This is a genomic window from Leclercia sp. W17, from assembly GCF_003336325.1.
GTDB lineage: Bacteria > Pseudomonadota > Gammaproteobacteria > Enterobacterales > Enterobacteriaceae > Enterobacter.
Map to the genome: position 1 here is coordinate 217,291 of NZ_CP031101.1, position 26,343 is coordinate 243,633.

Annotated in this window: 17 protein-coding genes, 2 rRNA genes and 1 pseudogene; 13 read left to right on the forward strand and 7 right to left on the reverse strand. The window is 54.9% G+C overall.

All coding sequences use genetic code 11. The features are described from left to right. Position 1: 1 nt before the first annotated feature. The 7 genes from DVA44_RS01075 (at position 2) to DVA44_RS01105 (ending at position 10,488) form a co-directional block, all read left to right on the forward strand. A 23S ribosomal RNA gene (locus tag DVA44_RS01075) occupies positions 2 to 2,900 on the forward strand. Between the two features lie 63 nt (positions 2,901 to 2,963). Continuing rightward, positions 2,964 to 3,079, forward strand: a 5S ribosomal RNA gene (rrf, locus tag DVA44_RS01080). A gap of 136 nt (positions 3,080 to 3,215) precedes the next feature. Continuing rightward, complete coding sequence (murB, locus tag DVA44_RS01085; protein WP_114385558.1) at positions 3,216 to 4,244, forward strand: UDP-N-acetylmuramate dehydrogenase; 1,029 nt, start codon at positions 3,216 to 3,218, stop codon at positions 4,242 to 4,244. Beyond that, the gene (birA, locus tag DVA44_RS01090) at positions 4,241 to 5,203 is read left to right on the forward strand and encodes a bifunctional biotin--[acetyl-CoA-carboxylase] ligase/biotin operon repressor BirA (RefSeq protein ID WP_114385559.1); all 963 of its coding nucleotides are present in this window, start codon (positions 4,241 to 4,243) and stop codon (positions 5,201 to 5,203) included. Before murB ends, birA begins: the two co-directional genes overlap by 4 nt. A gap of 186 nt (positions 5,204 to 5,389) precedes the next feature. Then, the gene (gene hmsP / locus DVA44_RS01095) at positions 5,390 to 7,390 is read left to right on the forward strand and encodes a biofilm formation regulator HmsP (protein ID WP_210405525.1); all 2,001 of its coding nucleotides are present in this window, start codon (positions 5,390 to 5,392) and stop codon (positions 7,388 to 7,390) included. A gap of 158 nt (positions 7,391 to 7,548) precedes the next feature. Beyond that, positions 7,549 to 8,835 (forward strand): C4-dicarboxylate transporter DctC, encoded by a 1,287-nt coding sequence (gene dctA / locus DVA44_RS01100; RefSeq protein ID WP_103824713.1) that lies wholly within the window; start codon positions 7,549 to 7,551, stop codon positions 8,833 to 8,835. A gap of 225 nt (positions 8,836 to 9,060) precedes the next feature. Then, a complete protein-coding gene (locus DVA44_RS01105) occupies positions 9,061 to 10,488 on the forward strand; it encodes a pitrilysin family protein (protein WP_114385561.1) in 1,428 nt (475 codons plus the stop codon). 45 nt (positions 10,489 to 10,533) lie between these two features. On the opposite strand, the gene DVA44_RS01110 is transcribed toward DVA44_RS01105, so the two are convergent. Next, a complete protein-coding gene (locus DVA44_RS01110) occupies positions 10,534 to 11,463 on the reverse strand; it encodes a sugar kinase (protein WP_103824715.1) in 930 nt (309 codons plus the stop codon). 232 nt (positions 11,464 to 11,695) lie between these two features. On the opposite strand from DVA44_RS01110, the gene pdeH reads away from it, so the two are divergent. Together pdeH and DVA44_RS01120 are read left to right on the forward strand one after the other, a co-directional pair. After that, on the forward strand, positions 11,696 to 12,466 hold the full coding sequence (pdeH, locus tag DVA44_RS01115) for a cyclic-guanylate-specific phosphodiesterase (protein ID WP_114316453.1): 771 nt from the start codon (positions 11,696 to 11,698) through the stop codon (positions 12,464 to 12,466). A 121-nt stretch (positions 12,467 to 12,587) separates the two neighbouring features. Then, entirely contained in the window at positions 12,588 to 14,627 is a 2,040-nt protein-coding gene (locus DVA44_RS01120) for an AsmA family protein (RefSeq protein WP_114385562.1), read from the forward strand. A 54-nt stretch (positions 14,628 to 14,681) separates the two neighbouring features. Here the strand turns inward: DVA44_RS01120 and DVA44_RS01125 are convergent, their stop codons facing one another. From DVA44_RS01125 to DVA44_RS01135, 3 genes are all read right to left on the reverse strand, one after another. Next, positions 14,682 to 16,004, reverse strand: a complete 1,323-nt coding sequence (locus DVA44_RS01125) for an MFS transporter (RefSeq protein ID WP_103824718.1) — start codon at positions 16,002 to 16,004, stop codon at positions 14,682 to 14,684. A 272-nt stretch (positions 16,005 to 16,276) separates the two neighbouring features. Then, positions 16,277 to 17,320 carry an inner membrane protein YhjD gene (gene yhjD / locus DVA44_RS01130; RefSeq protein WP_114385563.1) on the reverse strand — a complete coding sequence of 348 codons (1,044 nt, stop codon included), beginning with the start codon at positions 17,318 to 17,320 and terminating at the stop codon, positions 16,277 to 16,279. Between the two features lie 51 nt (positions 17,321 to 17,371). Then, the gene (locus tag DVA44_RS01135) at positions 17,372 to 18,271 is read right to left on the reverse strand and encodes a LysR family transcriptional regulator (RefSeq protein WP_114385564.1); all 900 of its coding nucleotides are present in this window, start codon (positions 18,269 to 18,271) and stop codon (positions 17,372 to 17,374) included. A gap of 119 nt (positions 18,272 to 18,390) precedes the next feature. Here DVA44_RS01135 and DVA44_RS01140 point away from each other — a divergent pair, with 119 nt between their 5' ends. After that, positions 18,391 to 19,149 (forward strand): SDR family NAD(P)-dependent oxidoreductase, encoded by a 759-nt coding sequence (locus DVA44_RS01140; RefSeq protein WP_114385565.1) that lies wholly within the window; start codon positions 18,391 to 18,393, stop codon positions 19,147 to 19,149. Between the two features lie 32 nt (positions 19,150 to 19,181). Here the strand turns inward: DVA44_RS01140 and DVA44_RS01145 are convergent, their stop codons facing one another. After that, positions 19,182 to 19,706: a GNAT family N-acetyltransferase gene (locus tag DVA44_RS01145; RefSeq protein ID WP_114385566.1), complete on the reverse strand. Its 525-nt coding sequence runs from the start codon at positions 19,704 to 19,706 to the stop codon at positions 19,182 to 19,184. Between the two features lie 152 nt (positions 19,707 to 19,858). Between DVA44_RS01145 and DVA44_RS01150 the strand changes: the two genes are divergently transcribed. Then, the gene (locus DVA44_RS01150) at positions 19,859 to 21,457 is read left to right on the forward strand and encodes an STY4199 family HEPN domain-containing protein (RefSeq protein WP_114385567.1); all 1,599 of its coding nucleotides are present in this window, start codon (positions 19,859 to 19,861) and stop codon (positions 21,455 to 21,457) included. 13 nt (positions 21,458 to 21,470) lie between these two features. On the opposite strand, the gene DVA44_RS01155 is transcribed toward DVA44_RS01150, so the two are convergent. Further along, positions 21,471 to 23,120, reverse strand: coding sequence for an alpha,alpha-trehalase (locus tag DVA44_RS01155; RefSeq protein ID WP_114385568.1), 1,650 nt, complete (start codon positions 23,118 to 23,120; stop codon positions 21,471 to 21,473). 633 nt (positions 23,121 to 23,753) lie between these two features. Next, positions 23,754 to 24,960, reverse strand: a pseudogene (locus DVA44_RS01160) (IS3 family transposase). Between the two features lie 394 nt (positions 24,961 to 25,354). Here DVA44_RS01160 and DVA44_RS01165 point away from each other — a divergent pair. Together DVA44_RS01165 and DVA44_RS01170 are read left to right on the forward strand one after the other, a co-directional pair. Further along, positions 25,355 to 25,549 (forward strand): DUF4762 family protein, encoded by a 195-nt coding sequence (locus DVA44_RS01165; protein WP_114316459.1) that lies wholly within the window; start codon positions 25,355 to 25,357, stop codon positions 25,547 to 25,549. A gap of 121 nt (positions 25,550 to 25,670) precedes the next feature. Continuing rightward, positions 25,671 to 26,342, forward strand: coding sequence for a DsbA family protein (locus DVA44_RS01170; protein WP_114385569.1), 672 nt, complete (start codon positions 25,671 to 25,673; stop codon positions 26,340 to 26,342). Position 26,343 lies beyond the last annotated feature (1 nt).

Consider the following 26,343-nt stretch of genomic DNA (forward strand, 5'->3'; position numbering starts at 1 on the left):
AGGTTAAGCGACTAAGCGTACACGGTGGATGCCCTGGCAGTCAGAGGCGATGAAGGACGTGCTAATCTGCGAAAAGCGCCGGCGAGGTGATATGAACCCTTGACCCGGCGATGTCCGAATGGGGAAACCCAGTGTGATTCGTCACACTATCGTTAGCTGAATACATAGGTTAACGAGGCGAACCGGGGGAACTGAAACATCTAAGTACCCCGAGGAAAAGAAATCAACCGAGATTCCCCCAGTAGCGGCGAGCGAACGGGGAGCAGCCCGGAGTCTGAATCAGCTTGTGTGTTAGTGGAAGCGTCTGGAAAGTCGCAGGGTACAGGGTGATACTCCCGTACACGAAAGCACACTTGCTGTGAACTCGAAGAGTAGGGCGGGACACGTGGTATCCTGTCTGAATATGGGGGGACCATCCTCCAAGGCTAAATACTCCTGACTGACCGATAGTGAACCAGTACCGTGAGGGAAAGGCGAAAAGAACCCCGGCGAGGGGAGTGAAAAAGAACCTGAAACCGTGTACGTACAAGCAGTGGGAGCACCTTCGGGTGTGACTGCGTACCTTTTGTATAATGGGTCAGCGACTTATATTCTGTAGCAAGGTTAACCGTATAGGGGAGCCGAAGGGAAACCGAGTCTTAACTGGGCGTTAAGTTGCAGGGTATAGACCCGAAACCCGGTGATCTAGCCATGGGCAGGTTGAAGGTTGGGTAACACTAACTGGAGGACCGAACCGACTAATGTTGAAAAATTAGCGGATGACCTGTGGCTGGGGGTGAAAGGCCAATCAAACCGGGAGATAGCTGGTTCTCCCGAAAGCTATTTAGGTAGCGCCTCGTGAATTCATCTCCGGGGGTAGAGCACTGTTTCGGCTAGGGGGCCATCCCGGCTTACCAACCCGATGCAAACTGCGAATACCGGAGAATGTTATCACGGGAGACACACGGCGGGTGCTAACGTCCGTCGTGAAGAGGGAAACAACCCAGACCGCCAGCTAAGGTCCCAAAGTCATGGTTAAGTGGGAAACGATGTGGGAAGGCACAGACAGCCAGGATGTTGGCTTAGAAGCAGCCATCATTTAAAGAAAGCGTAATAGCTCACTGGTCGAGTCGGCCTGCGCGGAAGATGTAACGGGGCTAAACCATGCACCGAAGCTGCGGCAGCGACACTATGTGTTGTTGGGTAGGGGAGCGTTCTGTAAGCCTGCGAAGGTGTGCCGTGAGGCATGCTGGAGGTATCAGAAGTGCGAATGCTGACATAAGTAACGATAAAGCGGGTGAAAAGCCCGCTCGCCGGAAGACCAAGGGTTCCTGTCCAACGTTAATCGGGGCAGGGTGAGTCGACCCCTAAGGCGAGGCCGAAAGGCGTAGTCGATGGGAAACAGGTTAATATTCCTGTACTCGGTGTTACTGCGAAGGGGGACGGAGAAGGCTATGTTGGCCGGGCGACGGTTGTCCCGGTTTAAGCATGTAGGCGGAGGTTCCAGGTAAATCCGGTACCTTTTAACGCTGAGGTGTGATGACGAGGCACTACGGTGCTGAAGCAACAAATGCCCTGCTTCCAGGAAAAGCCTCTAAGCATCAGGTAACATCAAATCGTACCCCAAACCGACACAGGTGGTCAGGTAGAGAATACCAAGGCGCTTGAGAGAACTCGGGTGAAGGAACTAGGCAAAATGGTGCCGTAACTTCGGGAGAAGGCACGCTGATATGTAGGTGAAGCCCCTGCGGGTGGAGCTGAAATCAGTCGAAGATACCAGCTGGCTGCAACTGTTTATTAAAAACACAGCACTGTGCAAACACGAAAGTGGACGTATACGGTGTGACGCCTGCCCGGTGCCGGAAGGTTAATTGATGGGGTTAGCGGCAACGCGAAGCTCTTGATCGAAGCCCCGGTAAACGGCGGCCGTAACTATAACGGTCCTAAGGTAGCGAAATTCCTTGTCGGGTAAGTTCCGACCTGCACGAATGGCGTAATGATGGCCAGGCTGTCTCCACCCGAGACTCAGTGAAATTGAAATCGCTGTGAAGATGCAGTGTACCCGCGGCAAGACGGAAAGACCCGTGAACCTTTACTATAGCTTGACACTGAACACTGGTCCTTGATGTGTAGGATAGGTGGGAGGCTTTGAAGTGTGGACGCCAGTCTGCATGGAGCCGTCCTTGAAATACCACCCTTTAATGGCTGGTGTTCTAACGTGGACCCGTAATCCGGGTTGCGGACAGTGTCTGGTGGGTAGTTTGACTGGGGCGGTCTCCTCCTAAAGAGTAACGGAGGAGCACGAAGGTCAGCTAATCCTGGTCGGACATCAGGAGGTTAGTGCAATGGCATAAGCTGGCTTGACTGCGAGAGTGACGGCTCGAGCAGGTGCGAAAGCAGGTCATAGTGATCCGGTGGTTCTGAATGGAAGGGCCATCGCTCAACGGATAAAAGGTACTCCGGGGATAACAGGCTGATACCGCCCAAGAGTTCATATCGACGGCGGTGTTTGGCACCTCGATGTCGGCTCATCACATCCTGGGGCTGAAGTAGGTCCCAAGGGTATGGCTGTTCGCCATTTAAAGTGGTACGCGAGCTGGGTTTAGAACGTCGTGAGACAGTTCGGTCCCTATCTGCCGTGGGCGCTGGAGAATTGAGGGGGCTGCTCCTAGTACGAGAGGACCGGAGTGGACGCATCACTGGTGTTCGGGTTGTCATGCCAATGGCACTGCCCGGTAGCTAAATGCGGAAGAGATAAGTGCTGAAAGCATCTAAGCACGAAACTTGCCCCGAGATGAGTTCTCCCTGACTCCTTGAGAGTCCTGAAGGAACGTTGAAGACGACGACGTTGATAGGCCGGGTGTGTAAGCGCAGCGATGCGTTGAGCTAACCGGTACTAATGAACCGTGAGGCTTAACCTTACAACGCCGAAGCTGTTTCGGTGGGTTTGAGAGATTTTCAGCTGATACAGATTACAGAATTTGCCTGGCGGCTGTAGCGCGGTGGTCCCACCTGACCCCATGCCGAACTCAGAAGTGAAACGCCGTAGCGCCGATGGTAGTGTGGGGCCTCCCCATGCGAGAGTAGGGAACTGCCAGGCATCAAACAAGCCGAAAGCCCATCCTCACGGATGGGCTTTTTGCGTTTTTGAGCATTCTATCCCGTCTTTAAAGTTATCCCCCTAACCGATTCCATATACGGTAAACTATCCCGGTTTTTGCATCTGGATAGCGTCTATGAATCACTCCCTTAAGCCCTGGAATACCTTCGGTATTGACCGAAATGCCCGTCAGATCGTACGGGCCGACGATGCGCAGCAACTGCTGGCCGCATGGAATCATGCCACGCAACACTACCTCCCTGTTCTTATTCTGGGCGAAGGCAGTAACGTTCTCTTTCTGGAAGACTTTTCTGGTACGGTGATCGTTAACCGCATCAGCGGGATTAAAGTTGAAGAGGCGCAGGATTGCTGGCGTTTGCATGTGGGAGCCGGGGAAAACTGGCATCGCCTGGTGCAGTTTACCCTTGAAAATAATATGCCGGGGCTGGAAAACCTGGCGCTAATCCCTGGCTGCGCGGGTTCATCCCCTATTCAGAACATCGGTGCCTATGGCATCGAACTCAAACATGTTTGTGATTATGTCGACTGTATCGAGCTGGCAACGGGCAACCCGCTGCGTTTGAGTGCGGAACAGTGCCGCTTTGGCTACCGCGACAGCATTTTCAAACATGAGTATCAGGATAAATATGTCATCGTTGCGGTTGGACTGCGCCTGACCAAAAACTGGCAGCCTGTCCTCACCTACGGCGATCTCACTCGTCTGGATCCTGCTACGGTCACTGCAAAAGAGATTTTCGACGCGGTTTGCCATATGCGAATGAGTAAATTGCCCGATCCGAAAGTGAACGGTAACGCCGGAAGTTTCTTCAAAAACCCGGTTATCTCCGGCGAAAAAGCCGAAACCTTACTCGCCGAGTGGCCGCTGGCGCCGCACTATCCGCAGGCAGATGGCAGCGTTAAACTGGCTGCGGGCTGGCTGATCGATCAGTGTCAGCTTAAAGGCACAACCTGTGGCGGCGCAGCGGTACATCGTCAGCAGGCCCTGGTGCTTATCAACGAAAACAATGCGACCAGCAGTGATGTCGTGCAGCTGGCCCATCAGGTGCGCCAGCGCGTGGGTGAGAAATTTGATGTCTGGCTGGAGCCGGAGGTGCGCTTTATCGGCCATCACGGTGAAGTTAATGCGGTGGAGGCCATTGCATGAAAGATCATACCGTTCCCCTGAAGCTGATCTCTGTTCTGGCTGATGGCGATTTCCATTCCGGTGAACAGCTGGGGGAACAGCTGGGAATGAGCCGCGCCGCCATTAATAAACATATTCAGACCCTGCGTGACTGGGGAGTGGATGTCTTTACCGTGCCGGGCAAAGGCTACAGCCTGCCGGAGCCGGTTCAGCTCCTGGACGAAGCCTTTATCAGCAGTCAGATCACCGACAACAGTGTTGCCGTTCTGCCGGTGATTGATTCTACCAACCAGTATCTGCTCGACAGGCTTAATACGCTGCACTCCGGTGACTGCTGTGTAGCAGAATACCAACAGGCGGGTCGTGGCCGCCGGGGACGTAAATGGTTCTCGCCTTTTGGCGCCAATCTTTATCTCTCCATGTACTGGCGTCTGGAACAAGGTCCTGCCGCCGCCATCGGCCTCAGTCTGGTGATTGGCATTGTGCTGGCAGAAGTGTTGCAGTCGCTGGGCGCTGACAAAGTGCGCGTGAAGTGGCCAAACGATCTTTATCTGAACGATCGCAAACTGGCCGGGATTCTGGTAGAACTGACCGGGAAAACCGGTGATGCCGCGCAGATCGTAATGGGTGCCGGGATAAACCTGGTGATGCGCAATGTACAGGCCGAAGATATTAATCAGGGCTGGATCAACCTGCAGGAAGCAGGGATCGTCATCGATCGCAATGTCCTTGCCGTGCAGGTGATTAACGAGCTACGCCACTCGCTGAAAATCTTCGAACAGGAAGGTTTAGCCCCGTTCCTGCCTCGCTGGGAAAAGCTGGATAACTTTGCTCACCGTGCAGTGAAGCTGATCATCGGCGACAAAGAGATCTACGGCACGTCGCGGGGTATCAACGAGCAGGGCGCGCTGTTGCTGGAGCAGGATGGCGTGATTAAACCGTGGGTCGGCGGTGAGATTTCACTGCGCAGCGCCGAATAAATTGCGGGGAGCCGCGGGCTCCCCGGTTCTTCAGCTATACTGCCGCCAGACCCCGTGCGAAGCGGCAACCAGAATAATCCCTAAACGCTTGGTTACACTCTCTTAAACAGTTCCCGATAAGGTATACTCTGAAAGCAGCAGGGTAACAGTTGATTAACCTGCCTTTCGCGTTTCTGGAGATCCATTTTGCGTGTCAGCCGCTCTTTAACTATCAAACAAATGGCGATGGTCACTGCCGTCACCATGGTGTTTGTTTTCGTCTTTTGCGTCATTTTGCTGTTTCATGCCATTCAGCAGAATCGCTACAACACGGCTACGCAACTCGAGAGCATTGCCCGCTCAATCCGTGAGCCCCTCTCTGCCGCCATTCTGAAGGGTGATATTCCTCAGGCGGAGTCCATTATTAAAAGCATTAAGCCAGCAGGGGTTGTCAGCCAGGCGGATGTCGTGCTGCCGAATCAGTTTCAGGCGTTACGCATGAACTTTATCCCGGAGCATCCGGTACCGGTGATGATGAAACGCTTGTTTGAAATGCCGGTGCAGATCTCCCTTCCGGTCTATTCGTTGCAGCGTCCGGCAAACCCGCAGCCGCTGGCCTATCTGGTGCTCCAGTCTGACTCCTGGCGAATGTACAAATTTGTCATCAGTTGGATCTCAACGTTGGTAACCACTTACTTATTGTTGACGCTGATGCTTACCGTGGCGCTGACCTGGTGCATTAACCGTCTCATCGTTCATCCGCTGCGTCGCATTGCCCGGGAGCTTGATACTCTCTCGCCGCAGCAACAGGTGGGGCACCAGCTTGCTCTGCCGCGTCTGCATCACGACGACGAAATTGGCATGCTGGTCCGCAGCTACAACCTCAACCAGCAGCGCATGATGCGCCAGCACGATGAGCTCAACCACAATGCCACCCGTTTCCCGGTGTCGGAACTGCCGAACAAGGCGTTTCTGATGGTGATGCTGGAGCAGGCCGTGAAGCGGCAGCAGACCATGGCGCTGATGGTAGTGGCCTGTGAAACGTTACAGGATACCGCTGGCGTGCTGAAAGAGAGTCAGCGAGAGATGGTCTTACTGACGCTGGTCGAAAAGCTGAAATCCGTGCTTGCACCACGGATGGTACTGACGCAGGTGAGCGGCTACGACTTTGTGATTATCGCCAATGGCGTTAAAGAGCCGTGGCATGCCATCACATTAGGTCAGCAAGTGCTTACTGTTATCAATGAGCGGTTGCCGGTTCAGGGGATCCAGCTGCGCCCGAGCGCCAGCATCGGTATCGCCATGTTTTACGGCAACCTGACCGCAGAACAGCTCTATCGCCGGGCATTTTCCGCCGCGTTTACCGCCCGCCAGAAGGGTAAGAATCAGATTCAGTTCTTCGAACCCGAGCAGATGGAGAAAGCGCAGCAGCGGCTCTCAGAAGAGAACGACATCCTGACCGCGCTAGACAGCAACGATTTCGCCATCTGGCTGCAGCCGCAGGTCAATCTGCGTACCGGTAAGGTCCATAGCGCCGAAGCGCTGTTGCGGATGCGTCAGCCCGACGGCGGCTGGGAGCTTCCGGAAGGGCTGATTGACCGTATTGAAAATTGCGGCCTGATTGTGACGGTGGGTCACTGGGTGCTGGAAGAGTCCTGCCGTTTGCTGTCAGCCTGGCAGTCGCGCGGGGTGATGATGCCGCTGTCGGTTAACTTATCGGCCTTGCAGCTGATGCATCCCAACATGGTTCCGGATCTGCTGGCGTTGATTCACCGCTACCAGATCAAGCCGGACACCCTGATGCTGGAAGTGACCGAGAGCCGCCGGATTGACGATCCTAACGAAGCGGTGGCGATACTTCGCCCGCTGCGTAACGCCGGGGTCCGTATCGCGCTGGACGACTTTGGCATGGGATACGCTGGCCTGCGTCAATTGCAACATATGAAAACCCTGCCGGTAGATGTGCTGAAGATTGATAAGGCCTTTGTGGAGGGGCTACCGGAAGACAGCAGCATGGTCGAGGCAATTATCCAGCTGGCGCGCAGCCTGAAGCTGGAAATTATCGCTGAAGGTGTCGAAACCGAAGCTCAGCGCCAATGGCTGGCCGATGCCGGGGTGGAATGCGGCCAGGGATATCTTTTCGACAAAGCCGTTCCGGGTGATATTTTTGAGAGCCGTTATTTTAAACGCGCTAATGCTGATGACTGAAATGTTGCTGAATTGTGCGAGTCAGCTCAAAGTTCTTAACATTTGTGTTTCAAATTCAGCCTGATCTTCTATCTGTCCTGATTTATGGGTGATATTTTAAGGCCGCAGGTGAGCAGTAACCCTACTCCGCCTGTGGCTTTTCTTCCCAAGGACATCTTATGAAAACCTCTCTCTTCAAAAGTCTTTACTTTCAGGTCTTAACCGCCATTGCTATCGGTATCCTGCTTGGTCATTACTATCCTGAATTAGGCGCCCAGATGAAACCGCTTGGCGATGCCTTCGTTAAGCTGATTAAGATGGTGATCGCGCCGGTTATTTTCTGCACCGTCGTGACCGGTATCGCAGGCATGGAAAGCATGAAAGCCGTTGGCCGTACGGGTGCGGTGGCACTGCTCTATTTCGAAGTCGTCAGCACCCTTGCGCTGATCATTGGTCTGGTGATTGTTAACGTCGTGCAGCCCGGCGCGGGCATGAACGTTGACCCCTCTACGCTGGATGCGAAAGCGGTGGCGGTCTACGCCGAGCAGGCGAAAGATCAGGGCGTGGTCGCCTTCCTGCTGGATGTGATCCCCGGTAGTGTGATTGGCGCCTTCGCCAGCGGGAATATCCTGCAGGTGCTGCTGTTCGCCGTGATGTTTGGTTTTGCCCTGCATCGCCTCGGCAGCAAAGGCCAGCTGATTTTCAACGTTATTGAAAGTTTCTCGCAGGTGATTTTCGGCATCATCAACATGATTATGCGTCTGGCACCTATTGGCGCCTTCGGGGCAATGGCCTTCACTATCGGTAAATATGGTGTCGGTACCCTCGTACAGCTGGGCCAGCTGATCGTCTGCTTCTATATCACCTGTATTCTGTTCGTGGTGGTGGTGCTGGGCAGCATTGCCCGTGCGACTGGCTTTAGCATCTTCAAATTCATTCGCTACATCCGTGAAGAGTTGCTGATTGTGCTGGGCACCTCCTCGTCTGAATCGGCGCTGCCGCGCATGCTCGATAAGATGGAGAAGCTGGGCTGCCGTAAATCGGTCGTCGGGCTGGTGATCCCCACCGGCTACTCCTTTAACCTGGATGGGACGTCGATCTACCTGACGATGGCGGCGGTGTTTATCGCCCAGGCCACCAACAGCCATATGGATATCTTCCATCAAATTACGCTGCTGGTGGTGTTGCTGCTCTCTTCAAAAGGGGCGGCTGGGGTCACGGGCAGCGGATTTATCGTCCTGGCGGCAACCATCTCTGCCGTGGGACATTTGCCGGTGGCGGGCCTGGCGCTGATCCTCGGTATCGACCGCTTTATGTCCGAAGCGCGTGCCCTGACTAATCTGGTGGGTAACGGCGTGGCGACGATCGTGGTGGCAAAGTGGGTGAAAGAGCTGGACCACAAAAAGCTCGACGATACGCTGAATAATCGTGCGCCAGACGGCAAAACACACGGTTTGTCCTCCTAAAATCTTCCCTCAGGCCCGCATTCCCTTGTCGGGGTGCGGGCTCCTGCGCATAATGGCCCGGCATACTTGTCATAATTCGATAAGATTTATTTCGGGTAAATTTCACTTCATGCCGTGACGTTTCGTTTCATGCGCGGTCTAATCGGAGTGTTTTGTACATCATATTTAGAGTGCGACAGGGCGTGTGGCACTCTTTGTAACCAGGAATGTTGATCAGGGGTTCACATGCAGGGCACAAAAATTCGACTCTTAACCGGCGGTTTGCTCATGATGGCAGCAGCCAGTTACGTGCAGGCTGACGCGCTCCAGCCGGACCCGGCCTGGCAACAGGGAACGCTGTCTAACGGTTTTCAGTGGCAAGTTTTAGCCACCCCACAGCGCCCCAGCGACCGCATTGAAATCCGCCTTTCCGTCAATACCGGCTCCCTGACCGAGAGTACGCAGCAGAGCGGTTTCAGCCATTTTATTCCTCGTCTGGCGCTGACCCAAAGCGGTAGCCTTCAGGCTGTACAGGCCCGTTCTCTGTGGCAACAGGGTATCGATCCGAAACGCCCGCTGCCGCCTGCCATCGTCTCCTACGACTACACCATGTTTAACCTCAGCCTGCCAAACAACCGCAACGATCTGCTTAAAGAGGCGCTGACCTGGCTGTCAGATACCGCCGGTAGCGTCTCCATTACCCCTGAAACGGTGAATTACGCCCTGAGCAACAGCGACATGGTGGCGACCTGGCCTGCGGATACCAAAGAGGGCTGGTGGCGCTATCGTCTGAAAGGTTCGGCGCTGCTGGGCCACGATCCGGCAGAGCCGTTAAAGCAACCGGTTGATATTGAACAGGTGAAGTCGTTCTACCAGACCTGGTACACCCCGGATGCTATGACCCTGATTGTGGTCGGCAACATTGATAGCCGCGCGGTGATCGAGCAGATTGGCAAAACCTTCGGTGAGCTGAAAGGCAAACGTAACACGCCAGCGCCGGTACCAACGCTTTCACCGCTGCGCGCAGAGCCGGTGAGCATCATGACCGATTCCGTGCGCCAGGATCGTCTCTCCATCATGTGGGACAGCCCGTGGCAGCCGATTCGTGAGTCTGCCGCGCTGCTGCGCTACTGGCGCGCCGATTTAGCCCGTGAAGCGCTGTTCTGGCATGTTCAACAAACCCTGAGTAAGAACAACGCTAAAGATATCGGTCTGGGCTTTGATTGCCGGGTGCTGTTCCAGCGCGCCCAGTGCGCCATTAATGTTGAGTCGCCGGGCGACAAGCTGAACGCCAATATGGCGATAGTGGCAAAAGAGCTGGCGAAAGTGCGTGATAACGGCCTGAGTGAAGAGGAGTTCAACGCGCTGGTGGCGCAGAAAAATATTGAGCTGCAAAAACTGTTCGCTACCTATGCCCGTACCGATACCGATATCCTGATCAGCCAGCGTATTCGCTCCCTGCAAAATCAGGTGGTGGATATCGCGCCGGAACAGTATCAGAAGCTGCGCCAGGACTTTCTTAACAGCCTGACTGCGGATATGTTGAGCCAGGATCTGCGTCAGCAGCTTTCCCAGGATATGTCGCTAATTTTAATGCAGCCGAAAGGTGAACCTGAATATGATATGAAGGAGCTGCAGGCGACGTGGAACGACATTATGGCGCCCGCGCAGTAAAAGGAAAAAGGCAACGTAAGTTGCCTTTTTTAATGGATACAGCCCTTAAGCAGGCATCGCTTCGCGTGGAATAATGGCGCCGCGATACTGGATCACCGTGCTGGCGGTCAGGTGGCCGCGCTGCGCTGCCGCTTCCGGCGTACCGCCGGTCAGACGCACCGCCAGATAGCCAGCGCTGAAGGAGTCACCCGCCGCGGTCGTATCAATCACTTTCTCTTTCGCCAGCTTCACCGCAGGCACTTCGATAACCGCTTCTCCGGCGATCGCCACCAGGCAGGAATCTGCCCCGCGCTTAATCACCACTTCGCTGACACCGGCGGCCTGCGTACGCGCAATCACCTCATCAACCGGCTTCTCGCCCCACAGCGCATCTTCGTCGTCGAGGGTTAAGAAAGCGATATCGGTGCATTCCAGCATCTGGCTATAAACCTGCTGCGTCTCTTCGCGGCTGGCCCACAGGCGTGGACGGTAGTTGTTGTCGAAAATCACCTTCCCGCCGTTGGCGCGGCATTCGCGCAGCAGGGAGAGCAGTTTTTCACGGCTGCTCTGGCTGAGGATCGCAAGGCTGATGCCGCTTAGATAGAGATAGTCAAAATGGGCCAGCGTTTCGCAGATCTGCGCCGCGCTATCGCTCTCCAGCCAGAATTTGGCGGCGGCTTCGTTACGCCAGTAATAGAACGTACGCTCGCCGGTGCTGTCGGTCTCGATGTAATAGAGGCCCGGCAGGCGGTTTTCCATCCGCTGGGTCAGGGAGGTGTCGACATTTTCACTCTGCCATGCGTCCAGCATCTGCTGGCTGAAATTGTCGGTGCCCAGCGCAGTAACATAATTTACCGCCAGCGCATCAGCATCGACCTGACGAGCAATATATACGGAGGTATTTAAGGTATCGCCACCGAAGCCGCGGCTAACTTCCGCACCTTTCTGGGAGAGTTCGATCATACATTCGCCGATCACGGCAATTTTTTTGGACATAGTCGTGAACCTGGATAATTAAACTGCGGTTAGTTTGCGCTGGAGGCCGGAAGCGGTCAACTGTATTAAAACGACGTTCCATTATTTTTTTGAACCTGGACAAGTTCCTGACAGGTTTGATATCTCAGATTTTCATTTTCGTCCGCAACCGAACATAAAGTTCTCTTACCTGGAGCCGATAATCCTTTGACCAGTCCCGACAGGCTCTTTCCCATTCAACAGGACATCTGAAATGAAGTTAAGGCAGGACATCCAGCTGCTGAGCATCCCTGAAGCGAGTATTGAGAACTTACAGGAACACCGCTACTGGCTGCAATGTGAGCGCGCTTATACTTATCAGCCGATCTACCGCACCGACGGTAAGCTGATGGCGATTGAGATCCTGACCGTCGTAACCCATCCTTCAAACCCGGCACAGCGGATTGCACCCGATCGCTACTTCGCGGAAGTGCCCGTGCGCCATCGTCTGGATATCCTTGAAGAGCAGCTCGCCATGCTGATGGCCAGGCAGGCCTTTTTTGCTGATAACAATATTCTGGCTTCGGTTAATGTCGATGGTCCAACTCTACTGGCGGTGCGGCAGGATGAGAGCCTGCAGAAGCTAATCCACCAGCTGCCGTGGCTGCGCTTTGAGCTGGTGGAGCACGTTCGTCTGCCGCAAGACTCCTCGTTTGCCACCATGTGTGAGTTTGGCCCCCTGTGGCTGGACGATTTTGGCACCGGCATGGCGAACTTCTCCGCCCTGAGCGAAGTGCGTTACGATTACATCAAAGTGGCGCGCGACCTGTTCATTATGCTGCGCCAGACCCCGGAAGGGCGCAATCTGTTCACGCTTCTGCTGCAGCTGATGAACCGCTACTGTCAGGGCGTTATCGTCGAAGGCGTCGAGACGCTGGAAGAGTGGCGCGATGTACAGAACTCACCTGCCGCCGCCGCCCAGGGCTATTTCCTCTCCCGCCCGGTATCGATGGAGACGCTCGATAACGTAATCATCACCCTGTAAAACCCTGCAGCTTCCTGTAATAGTGCGTGGTTAACGCGTTATTACCGGACGCTGCCGCCCCCTTTCCGCATGCCTGGACTATATTCATGAAAGGCAAGTGATTACTGAAAGGGAGTATGGGATGACAAAAACAGCGAAGATTATCACCTGGACAGGGGGAGTCTTCTTGTTGCTGATTGTGGTGCTGATTGTCGTGATCGCGACATTTGACTGGAACCGCCTCAAACCGACCATCAACCAGAAAGTCTCGACCGAACTTAACCGCCCTTTCGCTATTCGCGGCGATCTGGGCGTGGTATGGGAGCGGCAGAAGGGCGAAACGGGCTGGCGCAGCTGGATACCCTGGCCGCACGTTCACGCTAACGACGTTATTCTCGGCAACCCGCCGGACATTCCTGCAATCACCATGGTGCATCTCCCGCGCGTCGAGGCCACCCTTGCGCCGCTGGCGCTGCTCACCAAAACGGTCTATCTGCCGTGGATCAAACTGCAACAGCCTGATGCCCGGCTGATCCGCCTGTCGGAGAAGACCAACAACTGGACCTTCGATCTGGCGGGTGATGATAAAGAAAAAGATCCTGATGCCCAGCCTTCGTCCTGGTCTTTCCGCCTCGATAATATTCTGTTCGATCGCGGGCGGATCGACGTAAACGACGCGGTCAGCAAAGCACAGATGGAGATCTTCGTCGATCCGCTGGGCAAGCCGGTACCCTTCAGCGAAGTGACCGGCGATAAAGGCAAAAAGGATAAGGTCGGCGATTACGTCTTTGGCCTGAAGGCTGAAGGGCGCTACAACGACCAGCCGCTGCGCGGCACCGGTAAAATTGGCGGTATGCTGGCACTGCGTAGCGAAGGCACCCCCTTCCCGGTGCAGGCTGACTTCCGCTCCGGCAATACCCGGGTAGCTTTTGTCGGTACGGTGAACGACCCAATGAAGATGGGCGGTGTCGATCTGAAGCTGAAATTCGCCGGGGATTCGCTGGGTGAACTCTATGAGCTGACCGGCGTATTGCTGCCGGATACGCCACCGTTTGAAACCGACGGTCGGTTGGTGGCGAAAATCAATTCGGAAGAGGCCTCGGTCTACGATTACCGCAACTTTAATGGCCGGATCGGTGACAGCGATATCCATGGCTCGCTGACCTACACCACCGGCAAACCGCGACCGAAGCTGGAAGGGGATGTGGAGTCGCGTCAGCTCCGGCTGGCGGACCTCGGGCCGCTGATTGGCGTCGACTCCGGTAAAGGCACCAAGGCGGAGGAGGTGCGCAAGCAGGCGCCCCCTTCCGGTAAAGTGCTGCCCAATGACCGTTTCGAAACCGATAAGTGGGACGTAATGGATGCGGACGTGCGCTTCAAGGGGCGGCGAATCGAGCATGGCAGCAGTCTGCCTATCAGTAATCTTTCTACTCACATCCTCCTGAAAAATGCCGACCTGCGTCTGGAGCCGCTGAAGTTCGGTCTGGCGGGCGGCACTATCTCCTCAAATATCCATCTCGAAGGCGATAAAAATCCGATGCGGGGCCAGGCCGATATTCAGGCGCGACGGCTGAAGCTGAAGGAGCTGATGCCGGACGTGGAGCTGATGCAGAAAACCCTGGGTGAGATGAATGGCGATGCCAAAATTCGCGGTACCGGCAACTCGGTAGCAGCCCTGCTGGGTAACGGCAACGGCAATCTGAAGCTGCTGATGAACGACGGGCTGGTGAGCCGAAACCTGATGGAGATTCTGGGTCTGAACGTCGGTAACTTTATTGTCGGCCAGATCTTCGGCGACGATGAGGTGCGGGTAAACTGCGCGGCGGCCAATATCGACCTGGTCAACGGCGTTGCCCGACCACAAATCTTCGCCTTCGATACCGAAAATGCGGTGATCAACGTCACCGGCACCGCCAGTATGGCCTCGGAACAGCTGGATCTCACCATCAACCCGGAGAGTAAAGGGATTCGCATCGTGACGCTGCGCTCGCCGCTGTACGTGCGCGGTAGCTTTAAAGATCCGGATGCGGGGGTGAAGGCGGGGCCGTTAATTGCTCGTGGTGCGGTGGCCGCTGCGCTGGCGACCCTGGTTACCCCTGCCGCAGCGCTGTTGGCGCTCATCTCGCCGTCTGAAGAGCAGGCTAATCAGTGCCAGACCATTCTGTCGCAGATGAAGAAATAGTGGGGGATTTGCCCGGCCTACAGGAGAATGCAGGCCGGGTAAGCGCAGTAAGGATCACAATGACTGATGGCGAGTCTCGTGGGTCAGCAGCAGCGCAATCAGCGTCAGTGCCGCCATCGCCGCCAGGTAGATCCCTACGTATTGCAGACCATAATTCGCCTGTAACCAGGTGGCAATATACGGCGCCACAGACGCACCCAGAATCGAAGAGACGTTATAGGAGAAGGAGGCCCCGGTATAACGCACTTCGGTTGGGAACAGCTCTGGCAGCAGCGCGCCCATCGGACCGAACGTCAGCCCCATCAGGCTCAGGCCAATCAGCAGATACGCCATCACCAGCGACGGATTACCGGAACCGAGCAGCGGCGGGAAGACGAACAGCGCAAACAGAATAATCAGCGAGGTGATCACAATCATGCTCGGGCGACGGCCAAAGCGGTCGGCCAGCACGCCGGCAATCGGCACCATCACACCAAAACCGATAACAGCCATCATCAGCATCCACAGCACTTCGTTACGCGGCAGGCCCAGGCCCACCGGCGCAGGCGTGGTGCTGAAGGTCATGGAATAGACGGTCATGATATAGAACAGCGTATAGGTCGCCAGCATGATGAAGGTGCCGAGCACGGTTACGCGAACGTGTTTGGTCAGCAGCGTGCCCAGCGGGATTTTTACCTGTTTCTTCGCGGCGGCCACTTTGGCAAAGACCGGCGTCTCATGCAGGGAGACGCGCACATACAGACCGATCAGCACCAGCACCGCCGAGAAGATAAACGGAATACGCCAGCCCCAAGTCATGAACTGCTCGTCAGTCAGCAGCCATGAGAGCAGCAGGAAGGTGCCGTTGGCAAAGAAGAAGCCAATCGGTGCGCCCAACTGTGGGAAGGAGCCATAGAGCGCACGCTTGCGCGGTGGGGCATTCTCGGTCGCCAGCAGCGCTGCGCCGCCCCACTCACCGCCCAGACCCAGACCCTGACCAAAACGGGCCAGCGCCAGCAGCAGCGGGGCCAGAATCCCGATGGTTTCATAGGTTGGCAGCAGGCCGATGGCGACGGTGGAGATCCCCATGGTCAGCAGCGAGGCGACCAGGGTCACCTTACGTCCGACGCGATCGCCGAAATGACCGAACAGGGCCGAGCCGATAGGACGCGCGACAAAGGCGATGGCGAAGGTTGCCAACGACTGTAGCGTGGCCGCCGTCGGGTCGCCCTGCGGGAAGAAGATATGCGGGAAAACGATAACCGCAGCGGTGGCGTAAATATAGAAGTCGAAGAATTCGATGGCGGTGCCAATCAGTGACGCGACGACGACTTTATTGCGCGAGTTAACCGGGACGTTTTCCTGCTCTGAATTGAGTGTTGTGGCTGTGGCTTGCATAAACTTTTCTTATTTTTGGCGAACGAAAGGCCATATTACGCACAGCAAAAGCGATATTTCAATCTGTAACAAACGCAGCGAGGGGTGAAAAAGAGAGCAAAAAGCGGATAATTTTCGGACCAGAAGAATCACATCCATGAAATGCTTCACAGAAATTAAAAGATAGAATATAAAACTGGTTTTCGGTTAAATAAAAGTTACAGGCTGGATTTATATGCTGAAATGATGAATCGGGCTGATATATTTCATTCTTATTCAGCCCGATAGCGGTGTTAATGGTGACTTTTACCGGGCATTCGCCGGTCATCCGGGTACTCGGCAGTGGCGATCCAGGCCGCGCAGAAGAGGGTCAGTCTGGCAAAGAAGTAGAAGAAGGCCAGCAACCCCAGCACGGAGCCGAATGCCGCCCCGGACGGGGAAGTGACCAGCGACGGCAGGGTGTAGGTCATCACGATTTTGATCACCTCAAAGCCGATAGCGGCAATGAAGGTGCCGCGGATCAGCGCCTTCCGCCGTGGGCGGTGGCGCGGCAGACGCCAGAAGATCCAGAAGAAGAGCAGGTAGTTCGCCAGCATCGAGATCCCTAATCCCACCAGATGCCAGACCGGCTTCAGCCACTCAATCGTGTCGAGATAGAGCGCGGAGATGATCATCTGCTGCGCCGAGCCTGCCGCGGAGGTGATGGAGAGGGTGATAACCAGCGCCACCAGCAGGCCAATCAGCGAGATAAAGTCGCGCAAATATTTGATCCAGAACTTCTCCTGGTCCTGCGGCTTACGCTCCCAGACGTCACGCGACTGGGCGCGGATCGCCTCCCGCAGGTTGCCCATCCAGTTAATACCAGAGTAGAGCGCCACTAACAGCCCGACAATCCCGACGGTAGTGCGTTGCTGGACGGCGGTGCTGATGGTGCTTTTCAGGGTGGCGGCCAGCGTCGGATCGCTGACGTTCTGCAGAATTTTAGCGAAGATATCCTGCAGCAGGGTCGGGTGCGAGATCAGGACGAAACCCGCCGCGGCGAAGGAGAGCATCAGGATGGGGATCATCGATAAAAATGAGAAGTAGGTGATCGCCGCGCCAAACTGGTTGCCCAACCGATCGTTAAATCGCTCGGTGGCGCGCAGCAGGTGGGCAATCATTGGCTGCTGCTGAATCAGCTGGAAGGCGTCCTTCGCCTTGTCCAGCAGGCTCCCCGTTTTACGTATGGAGGTGATTTTAGGTTCTTCCGGCGCCTGAGGCGGACGGGTTTCCAGTTTTTTAATCGGCTCGAAGTCCAGATCATGGGTGGGGCGTTGCTCACTATTTTCCGGCGTCACGCGCACTTTCCTTATTGTTTAGCGGGAGGTCCTTAAAATTATAGCCTGCGCTCAGTCAACGTAGGTTTTCATGATGTCCGTGAGCCAGGCCATAAACAGATGTACCCGGCGGGAGAGGTTGCGGCGGTGGGGATAGATGAGCGATACCGGCATCGGCCGGGCGCGATATTGCGGGAGGATCTCCTGCAGCTTTTTGGCCCGCAGCGCGTCACGCACGCCTACACGCGGCACCTGAATAATCCCCAGTCCGGCGAGGGCCGAGGCATGGTAAGTCTCGGTGCTGTTGACCGTCAGGACACCGCCGGTCTTAACCCAGTGGGTCGCCTCACCATCGTAATATTCGAACCCCTGAGGCCGGGTGCCGAGATGCGTTGCGTAATGCACCATCGCATGGGAGGTTAAATCATCCAGCCCGTCGGGATAGCCAAAACGCGACAGGTAATCGGGGCTGGCGCAGTTGATCACCGACAGCTTGCCGAGCGGGCGGGCAATTAAGCCGGAATCTTTCAGGGTGCCGACGCGCACCACGCAATCAAATCCTTCCCGAATCACATCCACCAGCCGGTCGCTGCTGCTCAGCTCCAGTTCAATGCCGGGGTACTGTTGCAGGAAGAGTGGCAGTTTGGGGATGACTAAATTTCGCGCAACGTTGGCCGGCATATCGACGCGTATTCTTCCACTGACGCTGGCAGGGTCGTGCAAAAAAAGACCATCCAGTTCTTCCATATTGGTCAGCAGATCTTTGGCCCGCTCGTAGTAGACCATGCCGTCCTGCGTCAGGCTGACGCGCCGCGTGGTGCGGTGCAGCAGCTGGGTGCCAAGCCCGTTCTCCAGCGCCTGAATCTGGCGCGATACGCTACCTTTAGGCAGGCCCATTGAGTCTGCGGAGCGGGAAAAACTCTCCAGTTCAGCGACGCGAATAAATAACTGCATTGCGTGAATTTTATCCATAGGAAGCGCTCATTGTTGTTGATTTTGAAACAGTGAAGCGTTGCAGAGCGTATTTATTGATTTTCTATCACCTAATAAGCTCTTTCTCAATCACCACAACAGCCGAAACGAGGTTTCTCATGACTGAACGTATTGCAATAGTGACCGGCGGCAGCCGCGGGCTCGGTAAAAACGCGGCGCTGAAGCTGGCAGCAAAAGGTGTCGGCATCCTGCTGACCTACAACCGGAGCGAGCAGGAAGCGCTAGAAGTTGTGCGCGAAATTGAGCAAAAAGGGTTAAAAGCAGCGGCATTGCAGCTGAACGTCGGCGATATTGCCAGCTTTGAACAGTTCGTTACCAAGGTGAGTGAAAAACTGCATTCGGTCTGGCAGCGCAACACCTTCGATTATTTGTTGAACAACGCAGGCGTGGGTTTATACGCCCCCTATATGGAGACCACGGAAGCGCAGTTTGATGAAGTGATGAACATCCATTTCAAAGGACCGTTCTTTCTGACTCAGGGGCTATTGCCGCTGATGGAAAACGGCGGGCGGATCCTGAACGTCTCATCTGGCCTGGCCCGTTTTGCGCTACCGGGATCCAGCACCTATGCGGCGATGAAAGGTGCTATGGAAGTGCTCACCCGCTACCAGGCTAAGGAGCTGGGCGCGCGCGGGATCACCGCCAACATTATCGCCCCGGGGGCGATCGAAACTGATTTTGGCGGCGGTCGTGTACGCGATAACAAAGCGATCAATCAGCAGATCGCCTCCCAGACGGCGCTGGGCCGCGTTGGGTTACCGGACGATATCGGCGATGCGATTGCGGCGCTGCTCAGCGACGAACTCGGCTGGATGAATGCGCAGCGCATTGAGGTCTCCGGAGGGATGTTCCTGTAATCAGGTGCCGGGGAGGGAACCCCGCGGCACGCTTAGCAGTACTCTTTTCTTAACAGCCCAAACAGCCAGTCGTTATGCCACTCACCTGCCAGCCAGTAGCTTTCACGCAGTTCACCTTCCAGCACAAAACCCACTTTTTCCAGCAGGCGTTTAGAGGCGATATTGCCCGCCGTCACCGTGGCGGTTAAACGGCGGATGCCTCCCTGCATAAAGGCGTAATCGCACACCGCCTGTAAAGATTCAAAGCCGTAGCCTTTACCCTGCGCCTGCGGGGCGAACAGGAACCCCACTTCGGCGCAATCATCATCGCGATGAATATAGCCCGTGACCCCGAGCGGTGTCTGATTGTGATCGCGCACCACCAGGCTCAGCCAGTGGTCACTGCCCGGCGACCACGCGGGCAGGCGAGTGGTAAACGTTTCGCGAATGGCCTCTTCCGGGCGGGCTTCGGCCACGTAGCGCATCACGTCGGGGTGTTGTTGCAGGGAGAGAAAAAAGGGCCAGTCCTCTTCCTGCAGTGGGGAACAGGTTAAACGCGGGGTGTGCAGCACAGGCATGCCAGGTCTCCGGGAGCTTTTGTAAATGATATTAACATTATCACTGAAATAGTGGCGGTTATCGGGTATGTTTAATCTGGTATAACCACTTAAAAAACAACCGCTCTCCGTTCGCTGCGCCTGAATCCTTGCGCGGCATTTAAAGGAAAATGATGACCCTCAGTAAATCGCACGTGATCCGCGAGCAGTTTGAACGCTGTCTGGGAATTATTCGTCAGGCCTCTGTGGAGATCCTGCTCCTGTTAAAGGTGCATGTTGCCGAAGGCAAAGATCCCCGTTGGTTCCTTGAGCAACTGGATTCCGCCAGGCTGGCGCTGGGGGGCTGGGCGAGCGTGGCAAAACGCCTGAACCTCAACGATGCGGAGCTCTCACAATTCACCCTGCAATTACGGCTTTTGCAGCAGCGGGTGCCGCAGTATGAGAGCGGGCAGGATGTGAGCGACAACCAGCTGATTGCCGCGACGCGCTTTGTAACGGCGCTGGAACACCTGCGTTTGCAGCAGCCGCTGCTGACCTACAGTACCGAAATGAGCCCCGGCGATGAGCTTCAGCAACAGCATGCCCGGAAACAGGTGCGTGCGCTGGAATTGATGATTAAAGGGTTGATTATGCAGGCCTGGCCGGATCCAACGCGCCTGAACAACCACCTTAAAACGCTATTTGGCGCCGATCGGGTCCGCCGCTGGCTGCAGCAGGGCGAACGCAACGATGCCCTCGGCGGCATGATGTTTAGCGAGCTGGCACTGATGCTGGTGGACAAGAAAGAGTACTCCCGCTCTTATTCAGCGCTGTTCAGCGATCCCGCTCTGCTGACGCTGATGGTGGAACCACGTAAAACACTCCACTCCTTTCTTGATGATATCCGCCTGCTCCGCAACAACATCATTGCCCAGCAGCCGCTGACCTCTGCGCAAATCCTGCTGCTGGATAACTATTACGCCCAGATTGCCGGCCCCGTTCAGCGTGCCTTTAACGAGGGCCGTACCGCGGTGAACCCGGCGGGGTTGATGGCAGAAGGCAACCACGAGCTGGAGCTCTTCTGGGAAAATGCGCGAGAAAAATGCCGGGCCACTGGCGATGACATTTTTGAGGTGCGTGACACCATCGACAAACCGAACCGTCGGCCCGCGCGTACGCCGGAGCAGCGCGATCACCTGATCTCGGTGGGGCTGTGGGGTGCGGTGGGGGTAATGGTGATGGGAATGCTGGTGGCGGGCACCTGGCTGTTAATGGAAAGCAGCACGCCGACCCAGGCGGCCAGTAGCGCCTCGCCTCCTGTGCAGACCGCGGCGGAAGAGATGCGTGAATTACCTTCCTCCCGCGAAGCGCTGACGCGCATGGGCGTCACCTGGGATGAGAATAACTTCCGCGCGGCGATCGACAGGAACGATACCCGCGTGGCGCTGCTGTTCCTGAAGGCGGGAATGGAGTGGAAGCTCTCCTGGACGGAGCATGCCCTGTCGGTGGGGCATCGGGAGGTGCTGGATATCCTGATGCGCTATCGCCTGCAGATGGGGCAGGCCAAGCCCTGCAGACAGTTTATCAACACCCTCGCACACGCGATGTCAGCGGGCGAACCGCTGACGGATCTGCGCAAAGAGTATCTCCAGGCATTTTGTACCGTTCCGGCGGTGGTCGAACGCCAGCGACGCGAGATGGATCAGGCAAAGCGGCGGGCTCAGGCCCAACCGGACGCCAGTACCAAAAAATGGCAGACGATCCAGACAGCCATTTATGAGGTGATCCGCTGAGAATGCGGGGGAGTTATGGCTCCCCGTACAGGCCAATAAGTCTGCGCACCACGCCGTTAGTCCAGCCAAACCCATCCTGCAGGGGATACTCACCCCCGCCCCCTTCCCGGGGCTGGCTGCTGGCGATGTGGTACTTCTCGATCAGCTTGTGATTCATTTTGTAGAAATGGTTTACCGTGTGCAGCCAGCTCCACGCGATCTCATCCCCCAGAGAATCATTGCCGTATTGTTTGAATCCCTGAATCGCCATCCACTGTAATGGCGCCCAGCCGTTAGGTTTATCCCACTGCTCCCCGGTTTCATACTCGGTGGCAAGGATACCGCCCGGCGTCAGGAGGCGCGCTTTTACCGCGTCGGATAAACGTTCGGCCTGCTCATGGGTACACATACCGACATACAGCGGTACGATGCTGGCCGCGGAAAAGAGCGCCAGTTGCTCCCGGCGCCAGTCGTAATCACGATAGCAGCCATTCTCCTCATCCCAGAGATAGCGGTTAACCGCCTCGCGACGATCGTTCGCCTTCTGGCGGAAGCGCTCCGCGGTCTCTTTATCCCCTTTTGAGGCTGAAATATTGGCGATGGCGCTCTCCAGCTTGAACAGGAAAGCGTTGAGATCGATAGGGATAAACTGCGTGGTGCGGATACTCGCCAGCCGACTCGGATCCCGCAGCCAGCGGGAGGAGTAGTCCCAGCCGGAAGCGGCCCCGGCACGCAGATCGCGATAGACCTCGTTAGGTGGACGCCCGGAGTGGCGGGCGGTCTCGACGTCCTCTATCCAGGATTCGTCCCTTGGGGTGTCACGGTCATCCCAGTAACGGTTGAGCAGAGAGCCGTCCGGCATACGTACCGCGCTGCGGTAAGCCTGGTTGAGCAGCAGGGACTCTGCGCCGTCCATCCAGAAGGCATACTCCATTTTCAGATGGTCCAGATAGCGCTTAGCACCGCGCACGCCATCCTCTTCAAACAGCTCTACCATCAGGGCAAACACCGGCGGCTGCGAGCGGCTCAGATAGTAGGTGCGGTTGCCGTTGGGAATATGACCGTATTTTTCAATCATCCACGCAAAGTTATCCGCCATGCACTTGAGCATGTCGTGGCGGCCGCTTTCGGCCAGCCCCAGCATGGTAAAATAGGAGTCCCAGTAGTAGGTCTCGCTGAATCGCCCGCCGGGGACGATGTAGGCCTGTGGCAGCGCCAGCAATGACGACCACGGAATATGATCCTGCGGCTCCCGGGTCAGCACCGGCCACAGGTTATCGATATGGTCTTTGAGCGAGAAAGAGGGATCGGAGACATATTCGCTCGACAGCACTTCCGGCAGCCAGAAGTGATTTTCCACAAACTGGCGCAGGTCAAAGTCCCGGTGTCGTCTCACCTTGCGATAGCGGATAAGAATATCCAGCGGATCCATCTTCGGCGCACAGTCAGGAAAGGTTTTGCTGTCTTCAAACAGTCGCGACGACTGAACATGCTCGAAGAGTTCAAGGTAGCGATCGGCAGGGGTGAGCGCATCGGATGCGGGCAGCCCTTCAATCATTTCAGGTTCCGGCTCCGCCTCGAGCATTTCATCCAGTTTTAACTCGCAGGGATCGATTTCGTAGAGAAGTTCTTGTTCTATGTCGAACTCTACGGTCTCTACAGTGCGTATTTTCTGGTTGAACATGGTGGTCAGGACCTCCGGTTAGCGTTATCTCGGGTCTGGTTTTATCCGGTTGCTTACTAATCTTAGACATTCGCTTCGGTCTGTGGTGAGGGAAATGTGCGGTAGATCACGCTTTGCTACGAAGCAAAAAAGTGAGCGGTTGGCGCCATGTCGATGTTTTTCAGGCAGTAAACAGGACAATCCACAGTAAAGAGAGCAAATAAAATTCGGATCATTCGCTATGCCGTTAAGAGGGCATCAGGCGACAGCATCCGCCTTGCCGCTAAAGCGATACGCTTTTGCGCGTGCAAAAATTCCCCGAATGCAGACGTAGGCGAAATTCTCTGCTTGCGTAAAATGACCTGTTGTTATTGATTAATAACACAATCTATGTGTATTTATATTTTATTGGCCCGCATAGCGGCAAGGTTACGTGCGTTAACGTGTACAAGGGCCTAAACGTAAGTTTAACGAGGGTAATCGAAAGCTAATCCCCTTGGGAAGAGCGGTACAACCTTTTTTAGAAAAAATAATATTGTGTAATGATCTTGTACTCTTGAGTTTTTCTAAGAAAAGTCCTGCCGAACCGAAAGCGGTAAACAGGTATTTGGTGAGCTTGATCTTGACCCGCCATCTCCGGACAGCTTTTGTATCTTAAGTTAACGATGTCCGCTGCCGCCGATATTCCCTCGGGGAGTGATATCCCAGCGCGCTGTGCGGGTGGTTTTCATTGTAATGTGTGAACGCTGCTGCAAGGTTTCGCAGGGCTGTTCTCACATCTGGTTTTGGCATGAACGCGATATAGTCTTCCTTCATCGTCTTCACGAACCGTTCGGCCATGCCATTGCTCTGCGGGCTGCTCACCGCTGTTGTACACGGCTCCAGATTCAGCTCTCTGGCGAACCTCCGCGTTTCATGCGCGGTATATGCTGAACCGTTATCCGTCAGCCATTGAACCGGTGTGGTCGGCAGCCCGTCGCCGAAGCGCTTTTCCACCGACCTCAGCATCACATCCTGCACCGTCGAACTGTCGTAGCCTCCTGTGCTCGCTGCCCAGTCTATGGCTTCTCTGTCGCAGCAGTCCAGCGCGAACGTGACCCGCAGCTTCTCACCGTTGTCGCAGCCGAACTCGAAGCCATCTGAACACCAGCGCATATCGCTTTCTGCCACCGCGATTTTGCCCTTATGTTCACGCTTCGACCGCTCTGGTTTGTCATGCAGTAACAGCAGATTATGCTCGCTCATAAGCCGGTAAAGCCGTTTGGCGTTCACGGGGGCAGTCCCTCTGTACGACGTTGCGTACGCAGGATGCCCCACACACGGCGATAGCCGTAACTGGGCATATCGCTGATGATATCGAGGATCTCTGACAGTATTTCAGCGTCTGCTTCGTCATCACGCCGGTTACAGCGCCTGTCCTGCCAGTCGGCAGAACGGTTAATTCGCAGTGACAGCTGCGCACGCGACACGCCCATGGTGCGGCTGACCAGGGCTATTCCCCGTCCTTTGGCAACAAGGGCGCGTGCGCTATCCATTTTCGCGACTGAGCGTACTCCACGGCTTCTTTCAGGATCTCAACTTCCATCGTCTTCTTGCCCAGCAGGCGCTGAAGCTCCCGGACCTGCTTCAGAGCAGCAGTAAGCTCAGAAGCTGGAACAACTTCTTCCCCGGCCGCAACGGCGGTGAGGCTGCCTTCCTGATATTGCTTCTTCCACTTAAACAGCAGGCTGGGCTGGATGCCATGCAGGCGGGCGACATGGGAGACATTCATGCCCGGCTCCATCGTCTGCTGGATAATGGCGATCTTCTCCTGAGGAGTTTTACGTTTACGGACTTCTTGCCCTAACAGGATCCCGGTCATCTCAAAATTGGCGTTAGTGTTAGACATATATTCAAGCCTATCTCTTATCTGGAGATACAGCTACTGTCTGGAGTTTCGGGGGGCTACATCAGGTATTTGGTGAGCTTTTTTTTATTTTAGCGTTTAATAATACGACTTTTTATGGGAAAAATCCTGTCAGCCAAATGACGCTCTCTTTAATGAGGTACGTTTCAGGCTGTTTGGGGCATATTGCTCAAAGAAAAAAGCATCGCTACAATGCGTAAATCCGAAATAACAACGCTTAACGTTTTACGTTAAGCGTTGTTATTTCGGTGTAAAAAGGAATGGGTCTTCTGTAATGTATTATTCTGCTGTAAATATATCAGACGCACTTTGTTCAAAATGAAATACTCATAAATAAGGATATATTAAAATGAAAAAGATCAACATGACTGAAGCAAGCGCAATTATTGGCGGTACTTGCGAAACTTGTGTAAACACTTATGAATTAATGACAGTTAATGGTTCTAGCGTATGTGCGGATGTAAAGACCTGCACTGACAAAAACGGTGCTGTAACCAGAACTTATAAAATTTCAGACAAGGCTAACTGTCCAGATGCCGGCTAAGAAACATCTGTCTCTTAGTTAAATGGAATAATTGCTGATTATTCTGAAGGGCGTTGTATGATTTTTTACGACGCCCCCTTTGAGCTTCTCCTACTTTTATTTTCAGGATGAAAAGCCTCCCATGAAAAAAAGAATTCTTCTTATTCTGGCTTACACCATTTTTATCGCCGTCATTTCATCGTTGATTACGACTGCCTGGTTCCATTATTTCGTATTCAATAACGCCGATAATAGCGGACAGCAAGCATTGGTCTCACTATCAGCTGATAAAGTAGCGAAAAGCCCAATCGCTGACGGAGAGGATATTATTGAAATTTTTTCATATGGTTGCCATTTCTGTGCAGTAAATGAAAAAAATGTGGCTGAGTTGGAAAAACGCCTGCCCGCAGGGAAGAAACTGGTACGTCTTCATTTCAATCTCGATAAGCAAGGTGGGCTAGCGCGCTTTGCGTCGGTGTTCGCCACCCTACAGGTGATGGGGCTCGAAGAAGCGCACCGTGAAAGCGCCTATCAGGCGGTGATCAAGGATAAGGTTGATTTAGGCGATCCAGCGCAACGCACTGCATGGCTGGAAAAGAATAATATTAACGTGGATAAATATAATACTGTCAGCCAGTCCGCTGAAGTAAAAGCGCGTATGGATTATATGGTTCGCGTTACTCAGCATTATAATATCAATGCAACGCCGTCATTTATTATTAATAAAAAATGGGTCGCGCTTCAGGAAGGTGATTTCTCATCTTTTGCGGACAAATTAATCACGCTATTAGAAACCAATCGCGCGGCGGAGTAAT